This window comes from Chitinophaga sp. YR573 (assembly GCF_900110995.1).
In the GTDB taxonomy this organism is placed as follows: domain Bacteria; phylum Bacteroidota; class Bacteroidia; order Chitinophagales; family Chitinophagaceae; genus Chitinophaga.
In genome coordinates this window covers 936,055-960,814 of the sequence record NZ_FOJF01000001.1, presented here as the reverse complement: position 1 = coordinate 960,814, position 24,760 = coordinate 936,055, and the positions used below count along the sequence as shown (strand labels likewise).

At 40.6% G+C, this 24,760-nt stretch carries 22 protein-coding genes; 14 read left to right on the top strand and 8 right to left on the bottom strand.

Annotation, left to right across the window (positions count from 1 at the left end; genetic code table 11):
* Positions 1–49 precede the first annotated feature (49 nt).
* The 4 genes from BMW86_RS04060 to BMW86_RS04050 form a co-directional block, all read right to left on the bottom strand.
* The gene (locus tag BMW86_RS04060) at positions 50–493 is read right to left on the bottom strand and encodes a hypothetical protein (protein WP_143056479.1); all 444 of its coding nucleotides are present in this window, start codon (positions 491–493) and stop codon (positions 50–52) included.
* Complete coding sequence (locus tag BMW86_RS04055; protein WP_089779200.1) at positions 468–1,619, bottom strand: DUF4221 family protein; 1,152 nt, start codon at positions 1,617–1,619, stop codon at positions 468–470. Before BMW86_RS04055 ends, BMW86_RS04060 begins: the two co-directional genes overlap by 26 nt.
* A 54-nt stretch (positions 1,620–1,673) precedes the next feature.
* Complete coding sequence (locus tag BMW86_RS32445) at positions 1,674–1,880, bottom strand: hypothetical protein (RefSeq protein WP_143056478.1); 207 nt, start codon at positions 1,878–1,880, stop codon at positions 1,674–1,676.
* A 172-nt stretch (positions 1,881–2,052) separates the two neighbouring features.
* Positions 2,053–3,018 (bottom strand): DUF2268 domain-containing putative Zn-dependent protease, encoded by a 966-nt coding sequence (locus BMW86_RS04050; protein ID WP_089779198.1) that lies wholly within the window; start codon positions 3,016–3,018, stop codon positions 2,053–2,055.
* Positions 3,019–3,281: 263 nt separating this feature from the next.
* Between BMW86_RS04050 and BMW86_RS04045 the strand changes: the two genes are divergently transcribed.
* The 4 genes from BMW86_RS04045 (at position 3,282) to BMW86_RS04030 (ending at position 7,041) form a co-directional block, all read left to right on the top strand.
* Positions 3,282–4,313, top strand: a complete 1,032-nt coding sequence (locus BMW86_RS04045; RefSeq protein WP_089779196.1) for a sensor histidine kinase — start codon at positions 3,282–3,284, stop codon at positions 4,311–4,313.
* The gene (locus BMW86_RS04040; protein WP_089779194.1) at positions 4,294–5,052 is read left to right on the top strand and encodes a LytR/AlgR family response regulator transcription factor; all 759 of its coding nucleotides are present in this window, start codon (positions 4,294–4,296) and stop codon (positions 5,050–5,052) included. The genes BMW86_RS04045 and BMW86_RS04040 overlap by 20 nt, the downstream gene beginning before the upstream one ends.
* Positions 5,053–5,193: 141 nt before the next feature.
* Positions 5,194–6,156 carry a DUF6268 family outer membrane beta-barrel protein gene (locus tag BMW86_RS04035; RefSeq protein WP_089779192.1) on the top strand — a complete coding sequence of 321 codons (963 nt, stop codon included), beginning with the start codon at positions 5,194–5,196 and terminating at the stop codon, positions 6,154–6,156.
* Positions 6,157–6,372: 216 nt separating this feature from the next.
* Positions 6,373–7,041 carry a YceI family protein gene (locus BMW86_RS04030; protein ID WP_089779190.1) on the top strand — a complete coding sequence of 223 codons (669 nt, stop codon included), beginning with the start codon at positions 6,373–6,375 and terminating at the stop codon, positions 7,039–7,041.
* Between the two features lie 153 nt (positions 7,042–7,194).
* On the opposite strand, the gene BMW86_RS04025 is transcribed toward BMW86_RS04030, so the two are convergent.
* On the bottom strand, positions 7,195–7,947 hold the full coding sequence (locus BMW86_RS04025) for an SDR family NAD(P)-dependent oxidoreductase (protein ID WP_089779188.1): 753 nt from the start codon (positions 7,945–7,947) through the stop codon (positions 7,195–7,197).
* A gap of 102 nt (positions 7,948–8,049) precedes the next feature.
* Between BMW86_RS04025 and BMW86_RS04020 the strand changes: the two genes are divergently transcribed.
* Entirely contained in the window at positions 8,050–8,415 is a 366-nt protein-coding gene (locus BMW86_RS04020) for a winged helix-turn-helix transcriptional regulator (RefSeq protein ID WP_089779185.1), read from the top strand.
* An 88-nt stretch (positions 8,416–8,503) separates the two neighbouring features.
* Here BMW86_RS04020 and BMW86_RS04015 read toward each other — a convergent pair whose 3' ends face one another.
* The 3 genes from BMW86_RS04015 to BMW86_RS04005 form a co-directional block, all read right to left on the bottom strand.
* Positions 8,504–9,541: a bifunctional transcriptional activator/DNA repair enzyme AdaA gene (locus BMW86_RS04015; protein ID WP_089779184.1), complete on the bottom strand. Its 1,038-nt coding sequence runs from the start codon at positions 9,539–9,541 to the stop codon at positions 8,504–8,506.
* 78 nt (positions 9,542–9,619) lie between these two features.
* A complete protein-coding gene (locus BMW86_RS04010) occupies positions 9,620–9,949 on the bottom strand; it encodes an MGMT family protein (RefSeq protein ID WP_089779182.1) in 330 nt (109 codons plus the stop codon).
* A 56-nt stretch (positions 9,950–10,005) separates the two neighbouring features.
* A complete protein-coding gene (locus BMW86_RS04005) occupies positions 10,006–10,887 on the bottom strand; it encodes a helix-turn-helix domain-containing protein (protein WP_089779180.1) in 882 nt (293 codons plus the stop codon).
* 200 nt (positions 10,888–11,087) lie between these two features.
* Between BMW86_RS04005 and BMW86_RS04000 the strand changes: the two genes are divergently transcribed.
* The 9 genes from BMW86_RS04000 (at position 11,088) to BMW86_RS03970 (ending at position 24,643) form a co-directional block, all read left to right on the top strand.
* Positions 11,088–12,737: an alpha-L-fucosidase gene (locus BMW86_RS04000; protein WP_089779178.1), complete on the top strand. Its 1,650-nt coding sequence runs from the start codon at positions 11,088–11,090 to the stop codon at positions 12,735–12,737.
* A 43-nt stretch (positions 12,738–12,780) separates the two neighbouring features.
* Positions 12,781–12,849 (top strand): two-component regulator propeller domain-containing protein, encoded by a 69-nt coding sequence (locus BMW86_RS33305; protein WP_143056636.1) that lies wholly within the window; start codon positions 12,781–12,783, stop codon positions 12,847–12,849.
* Positions 12,850–13,042: 193 nt separating this feature from the next.
* Complete coding sequence (locus tag BMW86_RS32725; protein WP_177189144.1) at positions 13,043–13,198, top strand: hypothetical protein; 156 nt, start codon at positions 13,043–13,045, stop codon at positions 13,196–13,198.
* 153 nt (positions 13,199–13,351) lie between these two features.
* The gene (locus BMW86_RS03995) at positions 13,352–16,507 is read left to right on the top strand and encodes a SusC/RagA family TonB-linked outer membrane protein (protein WP_089779177.1); all 3,156 of its coding nucleotides are present in this window, start codon (positions 13,352–13,354) and stop codon (positions 16,505–16,507) included.
* Positions 16,508–16,535: 28 nt separating this feature from the next.
* The gene (locus BMW86_RS03990; protein WP_089779175.1) at positions 16,536–18,113 is read left to right on the top strand and encodes a RagB/SusD family nutrient uptake outer membrane protein; all 1,578 of its coding nucleotides are present in this window, start codon (positions 16,536–16,538) and stop codon (positions 18,111–18,113) included.
* Positions 18,114–18,135: 22 nt separating this feature from the next.
* Positions 18,136–19,326: a glycan-binding surface protein gene (locus BMW86_RS03985; protein ID WP_143056477.1), complete on the top strand. Its 1,191-nt coding sequence runs from the start codon at positions 18,136–18,138 to the stop codon at positions 19,324–19,326.
* A gap of 34 nt (positions 19,327–19,360) precedes the next feature.
* A complete protein-coding gene (locus BMW86_RS03980) occupies positions 19,361–20,812 on the top strand; it encodes a cellulase family glycosylhydrolase (protein ID WP_218149117.1) in 1,452 nt (483 codons plus the stop codon).
* 108 nt (positions 20,813–20,920) lie between these two features.
* Complete coding sequence (locus BMW86_RS03975) at positions 20,921–23,029, top strand: beta-galactosidase (protein WP_218149116.1); 2,109 nt, start codon at positions 20,921–20,923, stop codon at positions 23,027–23,029.
* A 27-nt stretch (positions 23,030–23,056) separates the two neighbouring features.
* The gene (locus BMW86_RS03970) at positions 23,057–24,643 is read left to right on the top strand and encodes a GH39 family glycosyl hydrolase (RefSeq protein ID WP_089779170.1); all 1,587 of its coding nucleotides are present in this window, start codon (positions 23,057–23,059) and stop codon (positions 24,641–24,643) included.
* Positions 24,644–24,760 lie beyond the last annotated feature (117 nt).

Genomic DNA, 24,760 nt, shown 5'->3' with positions numbered 1-24,760 from the left:
CTCCCCGAACACTCCCTTAACGTGTCCTATACTACTATAGGTTTACAGTCTATTTATCCTCTAATAACTCTGTGAGTCCTCCGGTGGTAGGACTTTGATAAGTAATTCTGGAAATTTTATGATCAGAGACAGTTATGATCATCGGGTATATATCATTCTTTTTATCAGGATACTCAATAATATTTGCTGTATCGAGCAGTATTTTTCTGCTGCTCATAATATCATTCCCTAATTTTATCTTCAATAATTTAGTGGATTGTATTCTTGTAAATACATATCTGATATTGTCCCTGGTTATATTCTTTTTTACAAAAGCTTCCGCCTGACTGATACATCCTTCGCAACCCTGATTAGGAATGATTACATAAATCCCTGTAGAAAACATCTCAGCGTCTAATGAATGAATGCTTTTATGTAGAGATGCATGCTCTTCTGAGCAGGCACTAAAAATAAGTAAGAAAAGTAAGCTATAGTTCAATCTTACATTGTACATACTGAGCGATGTTTTGATCTTTATTATGTGCATTTAGAAAATATACTCCGTTAGCAGTAATGAAAAAATTATCTAATGCCAGTGCTTTAGGGAGAGATGCTTCTCCAAGATATTTAAAGTCTTTATCAAAGGCGATCAGACTGCTTTCTTTGTCAGCCATTTGCCGCTGTTCTGCTGGGGGTAATTCCAATATTCTGTAATACCGGTCGTGATACTTATCATAGATAATATTTCGATAGGAGGGGGTGTTGACAAAGTATTGTAGCGTATACTCCGCATCTGATACCTTTTTATTATTCTTTGACAACTCCATTGAAGTAATACAGATATTTTTCCTGGTAGCTGCGGATATTTCCTTTACCTGCCAGTTCGTATCAATTGCCTGAATATTATGATCTGCCGGAAGACTTAGAAGGATGTTTTTTGTTTGCTCATTATAGGTTGTATAGGGGGCCCGCATATGCGATCCTCCCCAGTTATGAGACCAGTACACATGTGAATAGGGTATCCTGTTGCGAACATTCCCTTCAGGAAGATGAATGACAGAACAGATAGTACGGCCAACAGGATTTTCATTGTCGCTTTCTCCTATCAGGAAGCCAAAGCCAATGATAGTGTTGTTATTGAAAAGGACAGGTGATGCTGCATTCGCATATGGAGGAGCTGAATGATTACCGGTTACCTTATTTATAAACGTCAGCTTTTTGCTGATCTGATCACTGGTGATATCATAATACAAGAGTTCTGCGCCTTTATAGGAATACAGTATCAGACTATCCGGAGACAGATACCTGAAATAAGAGATCTTGTTTTTAATCTTGATCCTGTGAATATTTCCCGGATGTATTATTTCTTTTGTAATACTGAGGGGATATTCCAGTAAGCGATTATTATAATTATCAAACGTATATAATTTGTTATCTTTTTCATGATAATCAACAGGCGTCGATATACCCATTACCATCAGACTATCCAGGTAGAGGTTTAATGTGTCACCTTGTGTTATAATCAGGGAAGAGGCAGTATCCCGGGTAGTTGTGCAGTTTGAATAAGGAGGAGCTGTTCTATTATGGCAATTACTGAAACAGATTATTGTTATCAACAATAATAGTACTCTTTCTGGCATAAGCAATGGATCTTGGTTGTAATGATAAACAGGGCATTTGCCCTGTTTATTAATCTACTCTACATAATAAGTACAATCAGTAATTTCCGGGTCAATTGCGGATACGCAATCATAGTGGTACACGCCGTTAACAAGCGTGATTCTGCATTTTCCACGCAGTCCATGGTGATCATCTGCACAAGCACTTCCCTGGGAAGTTCCTGATACAAAGAGAACAACTGCTGTTACTGCAATACCAATAAAAACTAGTCTGTTTTTCATGTTTACATGATTTAGAATGATGGTGGAAGATGGGTTTCAATACAGGTTGTTGATTAATAGATTGTTCGCTTGGGTTAAGAATATGATGTATTCAACCTATTTCAAATATAAATAAATAAATCTTTTTTAGCAAGATGAATTGGGACTAGGAAACTATGCCGCAAATGACATCTTATTCATAACCGCTATTATTGTAAAACAGCATTACTGAATTCTTATCATCATAATTGATCTGTAGAATGTCGGCGATTGCCTGATTTTTATTTTTAGCCTTATTATAATAGCTTTCACAAATTTTGTATCCTATGTAATAACCCAGATCTGGCCTGGTTTTTATTTGCCCTGAAACATATAAAGCTGCATTATAAATCCAATTATTTAAGATAGATTGATCACTTTCAAGCTTGTCCCTGATAAATGAGCGTTTGATCACGTTATTATACTTGCGTCCATATAGTGAGTATGGCATCGAATTTTTTCTTTTGAGTAACAGGTCCGCTATAAAATCAGCAGAGCCTTCCATAATACAAATCCCGGTCAAATTCATGTTTTGCTGATAGCCATGTGTTTGTTGAGTATGTACTATCTCGTGTGTTAAAAGATAACGAATGCCAGGATTTGCTTTAGTAAACACTTTTAAATAATCATTAAGGGAATCTGTTTTTGCTGATTTGGTTCCTGCTGCAAGTTCAACACCAACAATTACGTTTGAGTCATCACTGTTAAAACCTCCTACTAACATATTCCCTATTGTACAAAAGACTTTAGGGTATGAATATAATGGATATGTTTTTTTAAAATTATCAAATATTGCCTGGTAACCGGCATATTGATTCTTAATATCAATGGTGGCTTGTCTTATTGAATTAAGATATAATTGCTGTGTTTTAATGGTATGGTATAGATCCTTGCTTTCAAAAACATTAAATTTTTTAATGGCTGAAAGACCTGCTGACCCCTTGTTAATATATTCTTCCTGAATGATCCTTACTGCCTCAATAGAATCTTTCATGCGAATAACCTTGTCATAAACATGCCAGAACAATGGGATATCTGATGTCTCTATATGATTATTGGTTTGTGCAGAAAGTGTTGTTTTGAAAAGAATCAGAAAAATTAAGGGGTATATGTATTTCATGAATAAAGATTGGAAATAATGTAATAGTTAATACTGTGCATTTTAGTGAATCAACCACCTCAAATACAAAGTATGAAAAGCATTTCAATAAAAATACTTAATCGATGGCAAGTATAAGAGTATATCAACCAAATGATTGATTTTTAGTAACTTTCCTGCTGGCATTCTTCCATTTGCCAGAGAGAATTGTACAGCTGAGCAATGATTTTGTACATTTCAGATTGTCAGTGTTACTTGATCAAACGTAACCGTTAAACTTGCAGATGAAGTATGCATACCAGTTGAAATGGTGTTTTCTTATGTTGGGGACCTTGATCGTTGGTTACTCCTACGTAAGATTAAGTGAAACCAATGGATTAAATATCAGGAACTTTCTAACGCTTGCCGTATTGATCGTTTTAAATGTTTTTCCATCCTGGATAGTCCAGGCTTATTTTAAGCAGGTTGATTTACCGGGATCTCTCAGGAACGCGAGATCGGCGATAAGTATTATTGCCGGCATCATCATAGCTCTGCTGCTTAACTATTGCTGTGCATTGTTGGTACCCAGCAATTCTCATATGTCGGATTCATCAGTATTTGAACCAACGTTCACAGACTTCCTCAGGCGTCTGATTACGTCGTTGTTTCTCGTCATGATATGTTATAACTTTTTTAATTTTATCTATACAAATAACATTTTGCAGAAAACACAACTGGAAAATGAGCATTTCAGACAGTTACAGCTTCGGGCCCAGTTACTTTCTTTGCAGCAGCAAATCAGCCCTCATTTTTTGTTCAATTCCTTTAGTATCTTAAAAACAATTGCCACCGATCCGGATACGAAAAAATTTGTGGTTCAATTGTCACATGTATACCGCTACCTGTTGAATGTTAATGAAAGGGATGTGACTTCTCTGGAAGAAGAACTTTCATTTGTCCGGTCTTATCTTTATATACTTCATCAGCGCTTCGAAAGTGCGCTGGATGTTACTATTCATGTACCGGAGGCTTATTACAACTATGTAATTCCTCCTTTATCCCTTCAGCTTTTGATGGAAAATGCCATAAAACACAATAGTGTTTCTATTGAGCATCCTTTACAGATGGAGATCAGTATTCAGGATAATGCAAAACTGGTGGTAAAGAATTCCTTATTGCCCAGGAAAACACCGGAAGAAAGCACTAAATTAGGGCTTCAGAATATCTCCGAACGTTATCAGTTACTTTTCAGGAAAGACATAGAAATTATTAAAACAGCGGATACCTTCACTGTCAATTTACCACTAATCAGTCATGAAAGTTATTATCATTGAAGATGAGCCCAAGACTGCAAAAGAACTTCAAATGATGCTGGGCAGCCTTGACAAAGATATTGTTATTGAAGCTGTTTTATCCTCTGTAGGATCTGCAGTTAAATGGTTCCGGGAAAACCCGGCTCCGGATCTCATTTTTTCTGACATACAGTTGGGTGACGGGTTATGCTTTGATATTTTCAGAGAAATAGCAATCGGTGCACCGGTGATTTTTTGTACAGCATATGACCAATACGCCATCCATGCGTTTGAATCCAATAGCGTTGACTACCTTTTAAAGCCAGTAGAGGAAATGATGCTGGAGCGAAGTCTTAAAAAATATCAACGTATAAAAGAACATTATTCCTCAGCTTCATATTCTAACAACCTTAATAATGCCTTTCAGCAAATCGAAAGCAGTTATAAGCAGTCTATACTGGTTTATTACAGGGAGAAAATAATACCTGTCAAGGTAGCAGACCTGTGTTTTGTTCATGTTTCAAATGGAGCAGTTATACTTCGCACATTTGATAAAAAGGAATATCCTGTTCAATACAGCATAGACCAGATGGAAAATATGCTGAATCAGCAGCAATTTTTCCGGGCTAACAGGCAATTTATTATTAACCGGGATATTATTCGTGGTGTGGAACATCATTTCAACAGGAGGTTATTGGTCGATACCATTTGCCAAACACCTGAAGTAATCATTATCAGCCGTTTAAAGGTACAGAATTTTCTCCGCTGGCTGGAATCCTGATCTACTCCTTTCTTCCCCGTACAGTTCGTGACTGGTTTCAGCCATCTTAAATGCAGATTTGCTCTGTTCATTGCCGTGCTTCCATAATGCTTTACAAGCTGTGATAATTTAGCATGCTGATAACAAAGTAAAATTTAATATATGCATGCTAATCTGATCACTTCTGTAAAATATCCTTTGCAACTGAGGAGTATACTTCTTATCTGCCTGTTATTGCCAGTACTTGGTTATTCCCAAAATACTGATAGCAGTGCACGTTCAAAATTAATTACAACATCGCCACGGTTGGGTGGTATTACTATCACTGACCAGGTGGCGCCTATAACAGTTGATGGTCACACATTCACAATGCAATTACCTACAGCAGATATCGGTATACCTGTTTATAAAAATTTTTCTTCTCCGCATCCGGTTTATGTCAGAACGGGTATACGCTACCAGGGATTGTTGCTTTCAAATGAAAAGAATATAGGCAGCACCAATTTCCATTCTCTCGGTGTTCCTTTACTGTTCAGTTATTCATTATCCCGCGCTACCAGTATCTCGCTGATCGGCATTGTATCAGTAGGTTCTGATTTTAAACGAAGCATCAAAGAAGAGGATTTTCTTTACACGGCCGGTGTAAGGATCGGGTTCCATCAAAACAAATCATTCAAATACGGAGTTACTGTTACTTATGTCAGCAACTATGCCGGCCAATATTTGTTGCCATTACCTGATGTTGATTGGACAATTAGCAAAAAATTGAACTTTACTGCACTCTTGCCGGCGAGGGCCTCATTAAAGTATAAGTTATCACAAGCTCAATCCCTGGGTGTTACGCTTAGCATCGGTGGAAGTATGTACCGTTTGAATGAAGAAGGGAAAGAGCAGTACCTGCATTTGCGGCAGAGTAGTGCCGGGCTCATTTATGACCTGAAAATGGGCAACAGATGGAAGCTGAATCTCGTAGCCGGCCATACATTTATGCAGCGGCTGGAGACATTCAATATGGATCAGAAAGTATCCTTCAATGGATTCGGTAAATTGAATGACCGGATCTCAAACGTTTCTTACCAGCAGAACTCATTTATTTTCCAGACTGGTATCAGCTACCAGTTTTAACAGTATTGTGCTGTCTTGTCATATTGATGTTAAGAGAAAAAAAACTTTATCGTTACCACTAACAGTGTAACAATTGTAGGTTTAGGTAATAGCCGGAATATTTTTATTCCGGCTTCTTATATTATTGGGCTTACGCATTCTTTTCTGAATAAATAACCTAGATTCGGGTTAGCATCATTAATTATTTTATTAAATAAAATATTAAAAAACAATAAGATGAAACAAACATTATCACCCTTTATTTTACTCCTGACATTGGCAGCATGTGGTGGTCCTTCACAGGATCATGCAAAAACTGAAGAGAAAAAAGAAGCTGCAGCAACCACTGGTAGCGCCTATACCATTGACACAACAGCCACATCTGTTCAGTGGCGTGCTACTCACAAAGGTGGATTCGCACCACGTTTCGGAGACATTAAGGTAGCTGGTGGAAGTCTTAATGTTGAAAATGGTGTACTTACTGGCGGAAGTTTCGAAGTGAATATGAATACACTTGTCACAGATCCGGCCTCTGTTACAGAGAAAGATAAAAAATCAACTGAGCTTGATGGCCACCTGAAAAGCCCTGACTTCTTTAATGTAGCCAAATATCCTAACGCTAAATTCGTTATCACCGGCGTAGCACCTTATGACAGTGCAAAGGGAAAAAGCCTCATACCAGGCGCTACTCATCTTATAAGTGGTAATCTGACATTGAAAGATAGTACCCTGAACATTACTTTTCCGGCGCAGATTGCTGTTAGTGAGAATGATGTTACTGCAAGTGCAAAATTTGTGATTGACAGAACAGTGTGGGGCATTAATTACAAAACTGAAGGTAGTCCGGAAAACTGGATGATCAGCAAAGAGGTTGAAATAGGGTTTCGACTAAAAGCTGTTAAATAACAAAATATATATTTAACCCGACAGGAAGAAGTAGTTAAAAAGCCAATAAATACTTCAATGGCTGACAGGTTTTTGCCTGCATCCAAACAAAAAAATGGGAATAATCATGCTTGATTATTCCCATTTGATTTGCGGGCTACAGTGTGTATATTATTATTGAAGCCCTCCCGAAGCCTTAATCCTGTCACCTGTTACCCATCCTGCCGCGTCGGAAACAATAAATACTACAACAGATGCGATATCATCGGGCTGACCAAGTCTACCCATCGGCGTCGCATTAATCATATATTGTTCAGCATCCGTACCTAATACCCCCATTTCCTTCACACCTTCAGTTACTGTTGGCCCTGGAGCTATCGTATTCACGCGGATGTTACGTATTGCCAGTTCTCTGGAGAGTGCGACAGTCATCGCATCGAGAGCGGCTTTTGTAGCAGCATATATACTTCCATTGGCCGTGGGATTCTGACTTGCAGAAGAGCTGATGTTAACGATGTTGCCACCGGTTGCGGGGAAATATTTCAACGCCTCCTGTGTTGTTAATACCGGCCCCCACACATTAATATTAAACTGGTTTTTGAATACATCCTCTGTTACAGATTCGATAGGGCCAAACTTAAAAATGCCCGCATTATTGACGAGGATATCGATTCTGCCGAATGTGCCGTGGGCTTTTTCAAAAAGCCGTTTAACGTCTGAAGCGCTGGTGACATCCGCCTTTATAGCCAGGGCAATTCCTCCTTCAGAAAGAATTTCGCCTACTACTTTATCTGCGTCTGACTCACCGGAAGCATAGTTGACTACAACTTTTACACCTTCTTTAGCGAGCTGCTTTGCAATGCCAGCTCCTATACCTTTTGAAGCACCAGTAACAATTGCTACTTTGCCATTTAGATTTAAATTCATTTTTTCAACTTTATACTGCTAAAAGTAAATGGAGTAATTTTACAAAAAATGAAACTTCCCTTTTGGGAAGTATACTTTAACAGGTAATCAACATGTTATAAAATGGAAAAAGACATATGTACACCTACACCTGTGTATACTGATTGCATGAAGCAAATGAAAGGGATCAATGATACAATGGATATCCTGAGTGGTAAATGGAAGATCCGCATTATAGCCGCATTGACCTTTGGTCCCAAAAGATTCGTGGATCTTCAAATGATCATAGAAGGAATTGGGTCGAAAATGTTGTCAAAAGAATTGCAGGATCTTGAAATAAACGGATTGGTTAAAAAAGAACTTATAGCTAAGAGACCTGTAAGTTTCAATTATGAAATAACAGCGTATGGGCAAACACTAAATTCAGTTGTCAAAGAATTGGCGACATGGGGTAATGAACATAGAAATCAGATCATGAATAAAAAGTAAAACCTGCGAACTAAAGATTATGCAGTATGTATTTCAATTGAATCCTGTTTAACGAATGTTGACATTAAATACAGCATACGGAAGAAAATCAGCAATTTGATTTTTCCATGTCGAGTAACCACTTTTTCCTAAATAATCCACCTCCATAACCCATTAGCTTTCCATCTTCGCCAATTACGCGATGGCACGGAATAATGATCGAAATCCGATTCATTCCATTGGCGTTGGCAACAGCACGAACTGCTTCGGGATTATTAATAGCTATTGATTGTTGTTTATAAGAATGTGTTGCTCCGTATGGGATTGTTTGTAAGGTTTTCCATACTAATTGTTGGAATGCTGTTCCCGGGGTAAACAATGGTACCGTAAACTGTTTTCTCTTTCCTTCAAAATATTCGTCAAGCTCTTGCTTTAATAAATCAAAATGCCTGTTAGCTCCCAGAATAATATTGGCATTTAATCTTTTTGCCAGTGTTTTCAATTCTGTTTCCAGCATTTTTCGGTCTGTAAATTCTAAAAGACAGATGCCTTGCTCAACAGCACAGGCAAACATCGTTCCCAACGGAGTTTCAAGCCGGGTAATGTTTATAACCTGTTTGTCTTTACTATTTGAAGGAGATACGCCAAAAACAGATTTAAAAGAGTCTCCAAAGCCACTTAAGGATTCATAGCCTGCACCAAAAGCAACAGCCGTAACCGCTTCTCCTTCTTGTATTTTTTTAAAGGCCGCATTAATACGAAACATCCGTTGATAAGCATGAAATGTAATACCATGATTTTTTAAAAACCATCTTCTTATAGCACTCGGTTCAATACCTTTTTGAATTAAATCCCAGTCCTTAAATTTTAATGATGGATCCGCATTTAATGCGTTTAAAATCTCTTTAATAGAATCAGGGGTTTCTCCTATTTTTTCCAGTGGGTTACAAACTTTACAAGGTCTGTATCCTTTCAATATGGCTTCGCTGGTCGTTTTAAAGAATTCTACATTTTCTGCTTTAGGCTTCCGTGCAGTACAGGTGGGCCTACAAAATATTCCAGTGGTTTTAACTGCTGTTATGAATGTTCCTTCGAAACTGATGTCTTTTTCGATAATTGCTTTGTACATCATTTCTTTAGTCAGCATTATTATTTCTTTTTTTCAAAGATAGACTTACCCGTTTCGGCACACAACCGAAAACTTAACAAGTATTTCGACCACAAATCACAATTCTTTCATCGGGTCCCAGAATATTTTTTTGAAGTTTACTATTCTGCCGGTATTTACGGTTATGCCTTCTGCTTCCAGTTTTTTTTGCCGTTGCCCGTTGTCCCCGCTCAGGACCCCTGTACTGTTTACTACCCTTTGGACGGGTACAGCGGGTTTCACGCCCATCGTGAGACTCATAGCCCGACCAACCATTCTTGCCCCCGACTTCAGTCCTACGGCCTTAGCTATCGCACCATAACTGCTAACCCGGCCTTTGGGTATGCTGCGCACTACATCAAAAATGGCTTTGTATATAGCTTCAGGATCTATTGTGTTTGTCTTCATGTTGGTTAATCTTTATGTATAAGTTAAAGAAAAGTCAGATACAGATTACCAGCCATTTAAAAGCTAACCATATTCATTTGTTTTTTATAGTTCCCCGGAGACATTCCTGTAGTTTTTTTAAAAATTTTAGAGAAGTAAAATACATTTTCAAAACCTGTTTGTGTGGCAATTTCGGAAAAGGTCATTTGTGTTGTTACAATCAGGTATTGGGCTCTTTCGATTCTTTTTTCATGTATGTATTTTACAGGTCTTTCTCCGGTGTGTTGATGAAAGAGTCGTGAAAAATAATCTGTATGAAGGTTCGCTCTTTTCGCCAGATAGGTTACCGATAAATCGCGGCTTAGATTTAATTGAATATAACTGATGGCATTTAGGATTTTAACCGGTACATGACCTCCTTCCTTATATTTAAATGTCTCTTGTGTCAAAAAGCGTGAGACCAATTGTAAGAGAATACCATGTGTTTCCGTGAATGTTGACATGCTTTGCAGGTTATTAAGATCCTGATACTCTCTATAGAATATATTTTTTTCATATATCCTCGGATTGTCAGAACGATTAATACCCCTGCCCAGGTTTATTTCCAGTAAACGTGCAAAATTCAGTATATCAATTTCAGTCGCTTTTACCTTAAGAATGGATCTGTTATTTTCGAATAGAGAAATGCCATCCGACGATTCCTCAAAAAACTGGACGAAATACTGACTAAGATGGTTGGAGCATACAAGGCTACATAATGTGAAGCTTGGTATAATATACAGAAAACCGGGCTCAAGTCTGATTTTAGCTGAAACATCCCAGATTTCTCCCTCTCCGCCGTCAATATAGTATAGCCTGAAATATGGGCTAATCACGTTTTTGTAATTCCATCTGGAGTCCAGCTTTACATGGTCAACGTTTAATAACGTGAATGTATGTTTTAGCGCTCTTTTAATCATGCTGTGCAATTAATTAGCAATATCAATTGAATTAGCTGTCTGGAAAGCAGCTTCCACTTTTTCGCCACAGCAATAATAAACAAATAGTCGGTTTTGTATAAAGAAAAGTCCTATTAAGCCAAATGTTTGGTAAGTATTTCGAAGTAAGTTTGATTTAAACTATTAGTCGCCATTATAAGTATTTAATAAAAGTAAATTCCATGAAAAGAAGAATGCTGATAAAAGGTTTAGCTACGGGGCTGTCATCCTTATATCTATCTAATCTTTATGCACGTAGTTTGTTGAAATCTCTGCCGATTCCACGTATGGAATCCGGTCCATTTCAGCCCACCTGGGATTCGCTGGGGCAATATCAGGTACCAGACTGGTTCCGTGATGCAAAGTTTGGGATCTGGGCCCATTGGGGACCGCAATGCCAGCCAGAACATGGTGACTGGTACGCTCGTGGCATGTATCAGGAAGGTAGCGACCAGTATAAATATCACTTACAAAAATATGGACACCCTTCAAAATTTGGTTTTAAGGATGTAATAAATGAATGGAAGGCAGAGAACTGGAACCCGGAAGAACTGGTTGCCTTATACAAAAAAGCCGGTGCCAAATATTTTATGGCCATGGCCAATCATCACGATAATTTTGATCTATTCCCCAGTAAATATCACAACTGGAATTCTACTAAACTAGGACCTAAAAAAGATATCATTGGTGGTTGGGCAAAAGCAGCCAAGGAACAAAGCCTGCCCTTTGGTGTCACTGTTCATGCCTCCCATGCCTGGACCTGGTATGAGGTTGCCCAGCGTTCAGACAAAAGCGGCCCTTATGCGGGTGTCCCTTATGATGGCAAACTGACTAAAGGTGATGGCAGCAATAAGTGGTGGAATGGTTATGATCCGCAGGAATTGTATGCCCAAAACCACGATTTGAGTAAGGACAGTCTTAATGATGGTAGTATGGGTGGGTATTGGGATTGGGGTAATGGCGCAAATGTACCTGACAAATCCTACTGTGATAGTTTTTTAAACCGGACCCTTGAGCTGATCAATAAATATGGTCCTGAGCTCATTTATTTTGATGACAATGTGTTACCGCTTTTGCAGGTAAGTGATGCAGGGCTGAAAATAGCAGCTCACTTCTATAACGCCAGCGTAAAAAAACATGGAAAAGTACAGGCTGCCCTATTTGGAAAAATGTTAAACGAACAGCAACGCAAATGCATGGTCTGGGATATTGAGCGGGGACAAAGTAACCAGATAGAACCCCTGCCATGGCAAACTGATACCTGTATCGGTGGCTGGCATTACGATCGCCGCCTGTTTGATAACAAAGGCTATAAGAGTGCCAAAACAGTAATACACACTCTGGCCGATGTGGTAAGTAAAAATGGTAATCTTTTACTTAACGTTCCAGTACGTGGTGATGGCACTATCGACAGTGAAGAACGCACTGTAGTGGAACAGGTGGCCGCATGGATGCAGATCAACAGCGAAGCAATTTACAGCACACGTCCCTGGAAAACATTTGGAGAGGGACCAGCCATACAATCTGTCGTGGCTTTAAGCGCACAGGGCTTTAATGAGGGGAAGGGTAAACCATTTGAAGCGGAAGATATTCGTTTTACGACCAGGGGCAAAACACTTTATGCAATAATGCTGGGGTGGCCGGCAGATAAAGTTGCTTTAGTTAAGACATTGGCTGCAAATGATCAGATGGGAAAGATAAGCCAGGTAAGCATGCTGGGAAATGACAAGCTGAATTTTCAACAAACATCCGAAGGACTAAAGGTGCAGTTACCTCAACAACCTCCGTGCAAAGAGGCATTTGTATTAAAAATTGAAGGGGCGATCGTATAGATCGCCTAATTGCAATCCTAAAAGATCCTGACGGTTTTCAGAACTGGTAAGCCGGGTTGTTCAGGATAATAATGGTTTGATCTGGGTAGGAACCAGTAACGCTGATCGATAAAAAGAACAGACTCAACACCAGTTATCTGCTGAACAACCCCAATGACCCTAAGAGTATCCGTTAATGACCCGCCTATCGAAATATTACCATTGATATTCAGTTATTTGTAACATTCATCCCCCCAGTTTGAATCATATGACACCCCGGTTTCTGGCAACATAGCAATAGCTTTACGAGTATATAATCCACGTATATGAAACTAGAATTGCTGCTGCTGTACTTGCTGGCCTATGCCTCGTTTGGCGACCTATTAGCTAGTCTTTCTGCTTATATAGCAGATCCTAACCGCCCTCTGCTTTGTTGGTCACCTAAAACAGGTAAACCTGAAGTCGTCACAAACCACATTTAGACATTAGCTCATAAGAACAATGAAAGCTGTTGAAAAGAATTGGCACTAATAGATTGCCAGGTTCTTTTTACAAATATTCCAGCCTTATGAAATATCATCCTCGCTGAAAATGCCTCCTGAGGATAATTACCTACAGACGTTAAACTCTAAAAAATGAAATCAACCAAAAAGATTTGCCTGCAGATATTACCGCTATTGGGTATCCTTTGGGGATTCCTTTCCAGCATAAGCCTCTCTGCGCAAACAATAAAGATAAGTGGTAGAATCATCAATAAAAGTAATTCTACCCCGGTCCCCGGCGCAACTGTTACCTTAAAAGGCACTAGTCGCTTCTCTATTAGTGATGAGGCGGGAAAGTTTACGATCGATGCTTCCACCGGAAGCGTATTGGTAATTACAATGATAGGTTACCAGAGAAAAGAAGTTGTTGCTAAAACTACTTCCCTTGTAGTAGAAATGACTGAGAATATTTCACAGTTGGACGATGTGGTGGTAATTGGTTACGGCAAAGTAAAACGGCCAGACGTTACCGGTGCAATATCTTCTGTTTCCGGTGATGAGATCCGTAAAACGCAACCTGTAACCTTTGACCAGGCTTTGCAGGGAAAGGTTGCCGGCTTAGTAGCTCAACAAATATCAGGTCAACCAGGCGGAGCTGTATCTATACAGATCCGTGGCTTGTCTTCTTTTGGAGGAGGTTCGCCTATGTACGTAATAGATGGGATCATTATTGGTAGTACGGCCTCATTGGGTACAGGCGTCAATCCATTGGCTGGTATCAATCCTTCTGAAATTGAGTCCATTGATGTATTGAAAGACGCATCTGCAACGGCAATTTATGGTTCACAGGCAACAAATGGCGTAATAGTAATAACAACCAAGAGAGGACAGGTCGCTCCGCCAAGCATTTCTTATGATATGTATACAGGCTACCAGCAAATACCTAAAAAGCTGCCTGTGATGAATTTAAGGGAATATGCAACTTTTATAAATGAAAGGAATACAGGGTTAGGATGGGGATTTGATACCCGGCCGGAATTTGCAAATCCAAAGTATCTGGGCGAGGGTACTAACTGGCAAAAAGAGCTTTTTAGAAATGCACCGATGTACAACCATACATTGACCATTAACGGAGGGGATGTAAAAACACAATATTTGCTGTCAGCCTCCTATTTCAACCAGGAAGGTATAGCCCTTGGGTCTAAATTCCGCAGAATTTCATTAAGACTCAATCTTGACAATAAAACGACCAATTGGTTAAAGATCGGTACCAGCCTGCAACTTGTTACCATAAAAGAAAATGTGAATTCGTCAAGCTCAAATGTAATTAATACAGCATTAAGTCAGACGCCGGATATAGCCGTGAAAAATGAGGATGGAAGCTGGGGAGGGGCCTATAACCCGAATGGATGGGTTAATAGCACCGTAAATCCATATGCGATAGCCCTTATTAATAAAGACGAGGCAAAAAGAAACCAGCTTTTTGGTAATCTATATGCAGAAATTGCTTTTACCAAAGATCTGACCCTCCGGAATGAAGCGACAGCAAGCTTTTCAATGGCAACAGAAGACCGGTTTAATCCTTCCTATACATTTGGTCTTGTAAAAAACAATAATAACAGTGCGTCCTATAGTTCTTCGCAAAGTTTATCTACAACTATAAGGAACTTCCTTACCTATTCACATCTGTTTAAAGATAAATACAATCTAAATGCTTTACTGGGGCATGAAGCGCAACTAAATACCAGTGAAGCTGCTTCTGCGGGCAGAACAAATTTCCCTTCTAATAATGTGCAGGTAATCAGTAGTGGTGATCCTACTACCGCCACTAATTCGGGTAGTAAAGGACAAAGCGCCCAGGAATCGTATTTTGGCCGTATTAATTTTAGCATCAATGACAAGTATCTGTTTACCGCCAATGTGCGGGCAGACGGTTCTTCAAAGTTTGCCTCTGAAAATCGCTGGGTAACTACCTACTCAGGAGCATTTGCGTGGAAATTGAATAATGAAAAATTTCTGCAGTCTGCAAAAGATATTAATGAATTAAAGCTGCGCCTGGGCTATGGTTTAACGAATAATCAGAATATCAGGGATTATGCCTATACCTCTACACTGGCTACTGTGGCTACCGGGTTAACGGGCATAGCACAGCTTACGCAGAATGTGGGAAACCCTTATGTGCAATGGGAGAAAACAAAATATGCAAACATAGGGCTGGATGGGGCGCTTTTTAACTGGAGAATAAATTTCTCCGTTGATTTTTATAATCGCAGGACTGATGGACTCGTCTTGCAGATCCCTTTACCGATGTATTCCGGAACGGCAATTGGTTATTCGCCAGGTGCGCTGGATGCCCCATATGTCAATGTAGGTAGTGTTAATAACAAGGGCTTTGATTTTAGAATCAGTTCAATCAATATTAAAGCAAAAAATTTTAGCTGGAAAACTGATGTGACAGTTTCCCGCAATATTAATGAAGTGCTTAAGCTGAATACAGATGGAGCTTCACTGGACAGGCAGTACAGCAAAACTGTAGTGGGCAGGTCTATCGGGGAGTTTTACGGATATGTTATTGACGGGGGCGTGTTTGCAACGAAAAAAGATTTGGAGACCCACGCGTTACCGACTAAAAATGGCGTGCCATTACCAGTAGGGGCTGCCGGTGGAAGCATCTGGTATGGTGATCTGAAGTTCAAAGATTTAAATGGTGATGGCGTTATTAATGAACGTGATCAAACGTTTCTCGGTTCCCCCATACCTAAATACCAGATTGGTTTCAATAATACCTTCTCCTACAAGAATGTTGATTTGAATATATTCTTCGCTGCAAACATCGGCAATAAAGTCTTTAACCAGCTTCGCGTAAATGGAGAATACCCAGGTACCAGTTTTGGTTATCTCAGGTCATTAATGGACTATGCGAAACTAACCCTGATTGACCCGGCAGGGAGTGCCACTGATATTAATAATATAAAGGTGACTAATCCGGAAACAAGGATACCCGGAATTAGAAATGATAATACCAATGATAATAACAGGAATTCTGACAAGTTCGTAGAAAATGCAAGTTTTTTGAGATGTAAGAATATTTCTTTAGGATATACTCTCCCCGAAAAACTAATTGCTAAAGCCAACATAAAATATCTGCGGGTTTATTTCAATGTTTCAAATGCATTCATCATTACAAACTATAAGGGAATGGACCCTGAGATCGGATCATGGGATCCGTTGTCTGCTGGTGTTGACGGCGGTTATTATCCGCAGCCACGTGTATTTACCGTTGGTGCGAACATTAAACTGACCAAATAAAATATTCATCTGTTTAATATAAATAGTTATGAGATCAATATTGGATAAAATAATTGTCTTCCTGTTAATTACGATCGTTATGACAGGATGCTCCAAAAGCTTTCTGGATCGTCCACCCCTGTCACAGATAAGTGCTGATAATTTTTATCAAACTCCTAATGATCTCAGGTTGGCAACAGCTGCATTGTATGCTGGTACACCCTGGGGAGACTGGAACTACAATTGTTATTTACCTGTTGGCGAAGTACTGAGTGGAAATATGGCGGTTGGTTACTGGGGAGATGCTGTGCAACTTAATACTTTTACCGTTACCGGCTTAAACGGGATCATGATTTCCAACTGGAAAGGGATGTATAATATCATTACACACTGTAATGTTACTATTAATGCCATCATGCAAAAGGCGCCGGCTTCCATCCCTGATATAGATAAAAATGCTGCTATCGCTGAAGCCCGCTTTATACGTGGATTTGCATATTATAATCTGGCGCTGTTATGGGGTGCTGTACCTATTATTGAAGATAACAGTAAACTGATTGTATCTCCATTGGTTAACCGTATAAAAACGGAGGACGTATATAAATTCGCGATTAATGACCTGATTTTTGCTGCCGGAAATCTTCCAACTGCTGATGCCGCAGGAAGGGTAACTACCTGGTCGGCACAAGGCATGTTAAGTAAGGTTTATCTGACAGCAGCCGGATTAAATCATGATGGAGGCACCAGAGACCAGGCTTACCTGGATAGTGCAAAAAAATACGCTGGTAATGTGTGTAAGAACAGTGGCCTGGCGCTGGTAGCTAATTATGCCGACATCTTTAAAACCCAGTTTAACGATAATCCCGAGTCATTGTTTGCATTGCAGTGGGCCCCGGGTGGAGGTTGGCTGGAAGGAAATATGCTGCAGATCTATTCTCCGGGTGGTACAGAAATATCTGCCAATGGTCAGGCCGGCTGGTTTAGTATTCGCCCAACTATAGATATGTACCAACTTTATACTACAACGGATTCCCTGAGGCGCAAGGCTACTTTTATGATTAATGGGGATTATTACCCGGAGTTGAATGCAGCAGGCGGAGGGTATAAATTTACAGGCGATTGTGGATTGAAGAAGCATATTATCGGCACAAACAAGGATAATAATGCGCCAACTATGACCCTGACTTCCTCTACGGAGCATAATGCTTTATTAAGACTGGCGGATGTTTATCTCATTTACGCTGAATCAATACTTGGTAACAATGGCTCAAGTGCAGACGGTGAGGCGCTTCTTTACTTTAATAAAGTTCGAGCAAGAGCCGGGATTGCTCCTGCCAGTATGATAGATATTGATACTCTGATTAATGAGAGAAGAATTGAACTGGCAGGAGAGGGACAATATTGGATAGACCTGGTTAGATTATCTTATTATAACCCAGTCAAGGCAATCAGCAAATTAAACGGGGAAAGGCGTGTAACATTTACCCTTCCGAATGGTGTTTTAACACCTGCAGATCCATATGGCATTGTTACGCCTGCAACCATTCAAAGTTTCACTTTTCCAATACCTTCTTCTGAGGTTACGGCCAACCCTAAACTGCTGGAACCTCCGGTATCTTATTATTAAAAAATACTAAAACTATTATACCGTGAATAAAATAATATTTTTTGTTCTTACTGCTGTCTTTGCCCTGATGCAATCAGCTTGTAAGAAGGAGGTAACTGAAAGAGCTCCTGTCATAACAAACGTTAGAAATTATGCAGCCTCACCTGCTGATACGCTTGTTAATTCTATCACTACCGGTCAATGGGTGGTGCTTATCGGACATAATTTAAAGGATGCCGTACAGATCTCCTTCAACGGCGTACCCGCTACTATCAACAGTGTAATGTTTTCAGATACCAGTGCTACTGTATTGGTACCCGCCGTGATACCATTTCCATCGGTGCCTGCAGAAAGCCTGAACACCATCCGCTATATTACCAGGCAGGGGACTACCACTTTTACATTCGGCATTGTGGCTCCGCCGCCTACTATTAGCAGCATTTCCAACGAAAATGCCAACGAGGGCGATTCCGTTTATATCAATGGGCTTAATTTATTTTTTATAAACGAACTAACTTTTGCCGGTGCGCCAATTACCAATTATGCTACAGCCGCTGATGGTACGTCCATCGGATTTGTACTGCCGGCGCTTTCACAAAGCGGACCTGTAGTGATCACCACAAAATCCGGCACAGCTTCTACCGCCTTTAATGTAAATGATTCCACGACCGGCGTTCTCTGTGATTTTGATAATATAAATACTTTCAGTTGGGGTACCAACACTGATAACAGCAGTGTTAATTTTCCAGGTAACAGGGGCTATTATGCGGTATTAAGCAATGATATTCTGCCTGCCGGTGATGGTAACTGGTGGAATTCACAACGGAGTATCAATACCAACGACGTACAGTGGGTCCCTGTTGACAGTTTAAGCCTTCCTATTGATCAATACGCCTTTAAGTTTGAGATCAATGTTCCTGACGCCTGGAGTGGCACCTCTATTTATGTAGTAAAAGGTTATGCGTTTGATTATATGGCCCGCTATGAACCGTGGCAAGGTGCCAATGCCACTGTTACTCCCTTTACCACAAAGGGTTGGCATACAGTAACCATTCCATTATCAACGTTCAGGGCTAATGACGGTAAAGGTACGGCAGCTGCAAGTCTGACCACTTTGCTGGGTAGCTCGGGCAACGGAGCTGTAAATATCCAGACCAAGAACTTTTCTGCCTCTCCTTCGGCATCTGGTTTACAAGCCGCTATTGATAATATCAGGGTAGTGAAGATTAAGTAGTAGAATATTTTTAACCAAATAGATGAACATGAACATGAAAACCAAAAGTTGGTGTGGACTTACCGGACTTATTATTTCCGTTGTACTGTTTGCATACTGTAGTAAAAAGAGTGGAATTACACCTGAATTGTCAGTCTCTTTATCTGAAATTGCTTTTCAGGCAGAAGGAGGTGCTTCCAATGTAACAATCACCAGTAACGTAGAATGGACTATCAGTAATCCGGCTTCTTCCTGGTTGCAGGTAAGCCCCTCCACCGGAAAGAGCAGCAGTGATTCCATCCGGTTAACTACTGTTGCCAATACTACAGGTGCTCCCAGATCCACGGTGTTGGAGGTTAACGCGGGAAATAGCCAGATCCGCAGGATTAACATAACACAAGCCAGCGGCTTATATCCAGGCTATAATATATCACCTGCCCAGGCAGATCCAACCGGTATGGAAAGTACTGCAGTGCAGTTGGCTGCTAAATTTAAACTGGGCTGGAACATTGGAAATACTCTGGAAGCTATTGGTGGAGAAACCGCCTGGGGAAATCCCTTGATTACTGAAAGTTATATACAAGCTGTAAAACAGCAGGGATTTACTGCTATCCGCCTGCCCTGTGCATGGAACCAGTTTTCCGACAAAACTACTGCCAAGATTCAGGATGCCTGGCTCAACCGGGTAAAACAGGTGGTTCAATATTGTGTCAATAACGATATGTATGTTTTACTCAATATTCACTGGGACGGTGGCTGGCTGGACAACAATATTAACAAGGCAAAACAAGATTCAGTCAATGCCAAACAAAAAGCATTCTGGGAACAAATTGCTACCACTATGCGTGATTTTGATGAGCATCTGATGTTTGCAAGCGCCAATGAACCGCCAGTTGAAAATGCGGAGCAAATGGGAATACTCATCAGTTATCATCAAACCTTCATCAACGCAGTCCGGTCTACCGGTGGACGTAACAGCTACAGGGTGCTTGTGGTTCAGGGGCCGGCAACGGATATTGATAAAACCAGTAATCTGATGAATACTCTTCCTACAGATGCGATCAAAGATCGTATGATGGTTGAAGTGCATTATTATTCTCCATACCAATTCTGTTTAATGGATGGCGATGCGTCCTGGGGTAAAATGTTTTATTACTGGGGTACGGGACATCATTCTACCATTGAACCTGATCGCAATTCTACCTGGGGAGAAGAAAGTGATGTAAATACTTCCTTTGGCAAGATGAAAACCAAATTCGCAGATAAACAAATTCCTGTCATAATGGGTGAATACGGAACCTATAGACGAGGTGGCAGTAAGAATGTTCCCAAAGATCTGGACACTCACAACGCTTCTGTGGATTATTGGTTGACTTATATAACCAAACAGGCAATTGCCAATGGTATTAAACCCTTTTACTGGGATACTGGTGGTGCATTGGACAGGCGAACTAATGCGGTGCTTGATAAACGCTCTATTGATGCTATCAATGAAGGAGGAAAATAAATAGCCTTTGTATGTATAAGGGATGAAGTTTTACTGAGTCCCTTATACATCTCTTACCCGAAAACAGGCATTGTTGCTATTAAATATATTGAAATAGAAATTCACGTAATGAAAAAAATAGTAAGGCGATTAGTACTCGGTTTCACTGGCATCATGATGGCAGGTATAGTCAATGCGCAGAATGCAACTTCGCAGGTAGCCAGTCACTTCTTTCCTGAGAAAAATCTTATTACGACCGGCATCTATTATTATCCTGAGCATTGGAACGAAAACCAATGGGAGCGGGATATAAAAAGAATTGCCGGTATGGGCTATGAGTTTGTACATCTGGCCGAATTTGCCTGGTTTAAAATGGAGCCCGAAGAAGGGAAATTTGAGTTTGCATGGCTTGATAAGGTGATAGGCCTCTGCACTAAATACAACTTGAAAGTGCTGATGTGTACTCCTTCTGCAACCACGCCGGCCTGGATGAGGGCGAATTATCCTGAAACTTTTGTGATGGACGGTCATTACATCCGTGGTGAGCACGGCACACGTGGATTAGGGTCAATCGTTAATCCTGCTTATCGCAAGTTTGTAGAATTAGTGCTAACTGAAATGGCCAGACGTTACGGTCAGAATAAGAATGTAATAGGTTGGCAACTCGATAATGAGCCTGATGCCAAACCTGATTATAGCCCTTCTTCGCAGGAGGCATTCAGGCAGTGGCTAAAGGACAAATACAAAACAATAGATGCTTTAAATACTGCCTGGGGAACTGCCTTCTGGAGCCAGTGGTATAATGATTTTGATCAGGTTATCATCCCCAATACCACCCTGGTAGGTTGGTGGGGCAATAACCCTCATGCTTTGCTTGATTTTAAAAGATACTCGGCAGATGCCCAGGCAGAATTTCTCGATTTTCAGGCAGCAACATTACGACGTCACATTTCGACGGACCAGTTTGTGACGACCAATTATACAGCAGTTTCCACAGGTGCTGATCCGCGGCGGACAAAACACCTTGATTTGGCTACCTATACAGCTTATCCGAATGGAGGCAGCAATAATATCGGTGACCTCGGATTCAGGTTGGGAAATAGCAGCGTTATCCTGTTCGCTGCCGAATATTATAAATCGGTTGGGGGTGTATCCGGTGTAATGGAAATTCAGCCCGGCCCGGTAAACTGGGGTAGTTATAACCCATTGCTTTTACCAGGTACGGTACGAATGTGGCTGTACCACACTTTTGCAGCTGGCGGAAAGCTTGCCTGTTCCTACCGGTTCCGTCAGATCAATTATAGTGCTGAGCAATACCATGCCGGCGTAATACAAACAGATGGTGTAAGTCCTTCACCAGGTGGCGAGGAATATATACAATTCATGAAAGAAATAAAGGAATTGCGGAAGCTATACAAACCTGGTGCTTCAATGCCTGAAAAATTGGCTACGCGGTCAACGGCAATTCTTTGGAACCTGGAAAATTACTGGACTATTGACCGGCAAAAACAGACCTGGCAATGGGATACCTGGAATTACCCGATTAAATTCCTGGAAATAGCAAAGTCATTTGGCGCCCCCGTGGATTTGATACCGGAAACTGCTGATTTGTCGAAATACAAATTTGTGATTATTCCTGCATACGAAATGGTTGATAGTGCTTTGGTAAAAAAATGGAGGGAATATGCCGCAAATGGAGGGCACCTGATTATTACCTGCCGTACAGCCACTAAAGATCGCATGGGACACTTCTGGGAAGCTGAATGTGCCGCTCCTATATCCGGGCTAATAGGTGCACAGGTAAAAGCAACCGATATGCTTTCAGGTAACGCCAAAGGAGATATCCTTATGGGATCCACCCATTACAGCTGGAATAACTGGGCCGATTTACTGGCGCCTGATAAAAACACGGAAACACTCGCTGTATTTGATAACCAGTTTTATAGCGGAAAAGCAGCGGTAGTGAAACATAAGGTTGGTAAAGGCACTGTTACCTATATCGGTGTGGATACAGATGATGCTAAACTGGAAACAGACATACTGAAAGGAATTTATACAGGAGCAGGTGTTACCACTGAAAATTATCCCCCTGGCGTATTTGTTTACTGGCGGGATGGTTTTTATGTGGCCGTAAATTATTCCTCGGATAATTATACCATGAACATGCCTGAAACCGCCAATATTATTGTGGGTGAAAAAATATTAAAACCCGGTGCTGTATCGGTCTGGAGCGAATAATTATAAGAAAGGTAAATATACTTTAAGATGAAAAGAATTTTATTTCTAATGCTGCCTTTATCCATTTCAGGAACACTGGTTGCTCAAACGGCAAAACAGAAGAAGCCAACCATTCAGGAACGGGTTATCAACGTTGATTTCAACAAAACAGCAGGAAAGCTGAACACTATGTTCAATGAGTGTGTCGGCGCAGGCCGTGCCAACGAAGGACTTCGGGCAGATTGGCAACAGCAGCTTGCATATGTAAAAAAAGAATGCGGTTTCAAATATATCCGTATGCACGGTCTTTTGACAGACGACATGGCTGTATATACAGAGGACAGTAAGGGTAACCCGATGTACAACTATATGTACATTGATGTTCTATTCGATTTTTTACAAAGCATTGATGTAAAACCCTTTGTTGAGCTGGGTTTTATGCCCTCGGCATTGGCCAGCGGTTCCAAAACAATCTTCTGGTGGCGGGGCAACGTAACTCCACCAAAGGATTACGAAAAATGGGCCGCATTGGTGCGGGATCTTACCCGGCATTTTACAGAACGTTACGGCGCCGATGAAGTAAAAACCTGGTATTTCGAAGTTTGGAACGAGCCTAATCTGGATGGTTTCTGGACAGGAACGCAGGAAGACTACTTCAAATTATACAACTATAGCGCTAAGGCTATTAAAAGCGTTAATTCATCTTATCGCGTTGGAGGGCCGGGAACAGCCGGAGCTGCCTGGGAACCCGAAATGATTGCATACTGCGATAAAAATAATGTGCCTGTAGATTTTATAAGTACCCATGCCTATGGCGTAAAGCAAGGGTATCTCGATGAATTTGGCAACTCAGGTACCGTACTTGATAAAAATCCCATGAGCGTCAGCGGTGATGTGCTTCAATCGCGGAAGGAAATTGCCAGCTCCTCTATGCCTGATCTGGAACTTCATTACACTGAATGGAGCGCCTCCTATACACCGGCGGATCCTATCCACGACAGCTATCACGAAGCTGCATATGTTTTGCAAAAATTAAAGCAGGTGGGCAAGGCTGCCAACTCAATGTCATATTGGGTCTTTACTGACATTTTCGAAGAGCCCGGACCCCGTTTTACACCGTTTCACGGAGGCTTCGGTATGCTGAATACGCAGGGGATTAACAAACCTGTATTCTATGCATATCAGTTTATGAACAGGCTGGGAAATATTGAATTGGTAAATAATGATTCCACTTCATGGATCTGTAGGGATTCCACAGGAAATATTCAGGCACTGGCCTGGGATTTTACTAATACTCATCCAGGAGATTCTGTGCATAATCAGCAATATTATATCCGTGATCTTCCTTCAAAATCGAAAGGAAAATTGAAGGTCAATATTGCAAACGTACCCGATGGTATCTATGCAGTTGAAATCTATAAAGTAGGTTACCGTTGCAACGATGTGTATTCTACTTATCTCTCCATGGGAAAACCGGCACAACTTACAAAACAGCAGGTAGAGCAGATTAAAAAACAAAACGACGGCTCACCGCTTTCCAGGGAGATTATTACTGTAAAAGCCGGAGTCCCTTTTACAAAAGAGCTGGAGATTCGTGAGAACGATGTTTTCTTTTTGAATATTATTAAACTGTAATCATATCTGTTATTAAACTCCCTTAAAACCAAACCCAATGAGTAGAAAACCTATTTTGCTTTTGTTGTGCCAAATCATACTTTGTACGGCCGTTGCACAAAACGTTACTATTTCAAT

Excerpts from the sequence above, each read along its gene's own strand:
- BMW86_RS03975 (WP_218149116.1), top strand. The coding sequence starts at position 20,921 with ATGAAAAAAATAGTAAGGCGATTAGTACTCGGTTTCACTGGCATCATG.
- BMW86_RS04025 (WP_089779188.1), bottom strand. The coding sequence starts at position 7,947 with ATGAATTTAAATCTAAATGGCAAAGTAGCAATTGTTACTGGTGCTTCA.
- BMW86_RS04020 (WP_089779185.1), top strand. The coding sequence starts at position 8,050 with ATGGAAAAAGACATATGTACACCTACACCTGTGTATACTGATTGCATG.
- BMW86_RS32445 (WP_143056478.1), bottom strand. The coding sequence starts at position 1,880 with ATGAAAAACAGACTAGTTTTTATTGGTATTGCAGTAACAGCAGTTGTT.
- BMW86_RS03990 (WP_089779175.1), top strand. The coding sequence starts at position 16,536 with ATGAGATCAATATTGGATAAAATAATTGTCTTCCTGTTAATTACGATC.
- BMW86_RS04060 (WP_143056479.1), bottom strand. The coding sequence starts at position 493 with ATGTACAATGTAAGATTGAACTATAGCTTACTTTTCTTACTTATTTTT.
- BMW86_RS32725 (WP_177189144.1), top strand. The coding sequence starts at position 13,043 with ATGAAACTAGAATTGCTGCTGCTGTACTTGCTGGCCTATGCCTCGTTT.
- BMW86_RS04045 (WP_089779196.1), top strand. The coding sequence starts at position 3,282 with ATGAAGTATGCATACCAGTTGAAATGGTGTTTTCTTATGTTGGGGACC.
- BMW86_RS04030 (WP_089779190.1), top strand. The coding sequence starts at position 6,373 with ATGAAACAAACATTATCACCCTTTATTTTACTCCTGACATTGGCAGCA.
- BMW86_RS04050 (WP_089779198.1), bottom strand. The coding sequence starts at position 3,018 with ATGAAATACATATACCCCTTAATTTTTCTGATTCTTTTCAAAACAACA.
- BMW86_RS04000 (WP_089779178.1), top strand. The coding sequence starts at position 11,088 with ATGAAAAGAAGAATGCTGATAAAAGGTTTAGCTACGGGGCTGTCATCC.
- BMW86_RS04040 (WP_089779194.1), top strand. The coding sequence starts at position 4,294 with ATGAAAGTTATTATCATTGAAGATGAGCCCAAGACTGCAAAAGAACTT.
- BMW86_RS04005 (WP_089779180.1), bottom strand. The coding sequence starts at position 10,887 with ATGATTAAAAGAGCGCTAAAACATACATTCACGTTATTAAACGTTGAC.
- BMW86_RS03980 (WP_218149117.1), top strand. The coding sequence starts at position 19,361 with ATGAAAACCAAAAGTTGGTGTGGACTTACCGGACTTATTATTTCCGTT.
- BMW86_RS03970 (WP_089779170.1), top strand. The coding sequence starts at position 23,057 with ATGAAAAGAATTTTATTTCTAATGCTGCCTTTATCCATTTCAGGAACA.
- BMW86_RS04015 (WP_089779184.1), bottom strand. The coding sequence starts at position 9,541 with ATGCTGACTAAAGAAATGATGTACAAAGCAATTATCGAAAAAGACATC.
- BMW86_RS04035 (WP_089779192.1), top strand. The coding sequence starts at position 5,194 with ATGCATGCTAATCTGATCACTTCTGTAAAATATCCTTTGCAACTGAGG.
- BMW86_RS04010 (WP_089779182.1), bottom strand. The coding sequence starts at position 9,949 with ATGAAGACAAACACAATAGATCCTGAAGCTATATACAAAGCCATTTTT.
- BMW86_RS03995 (WP_089779177.1), top strand. The coding sequence starts at position 13,352 with ATGAAATCAACCAAAAAGATTTGCCTGCAGATATTACCGCTATTGGGT.
- BMW86_RS04055 (WP_089779200.1), bottom strand. The coding sequence starts at position 1,619 with ATGCCAGAAAGAGTACTATTATTGTTGATAACAATAATCTGTTTCAGT.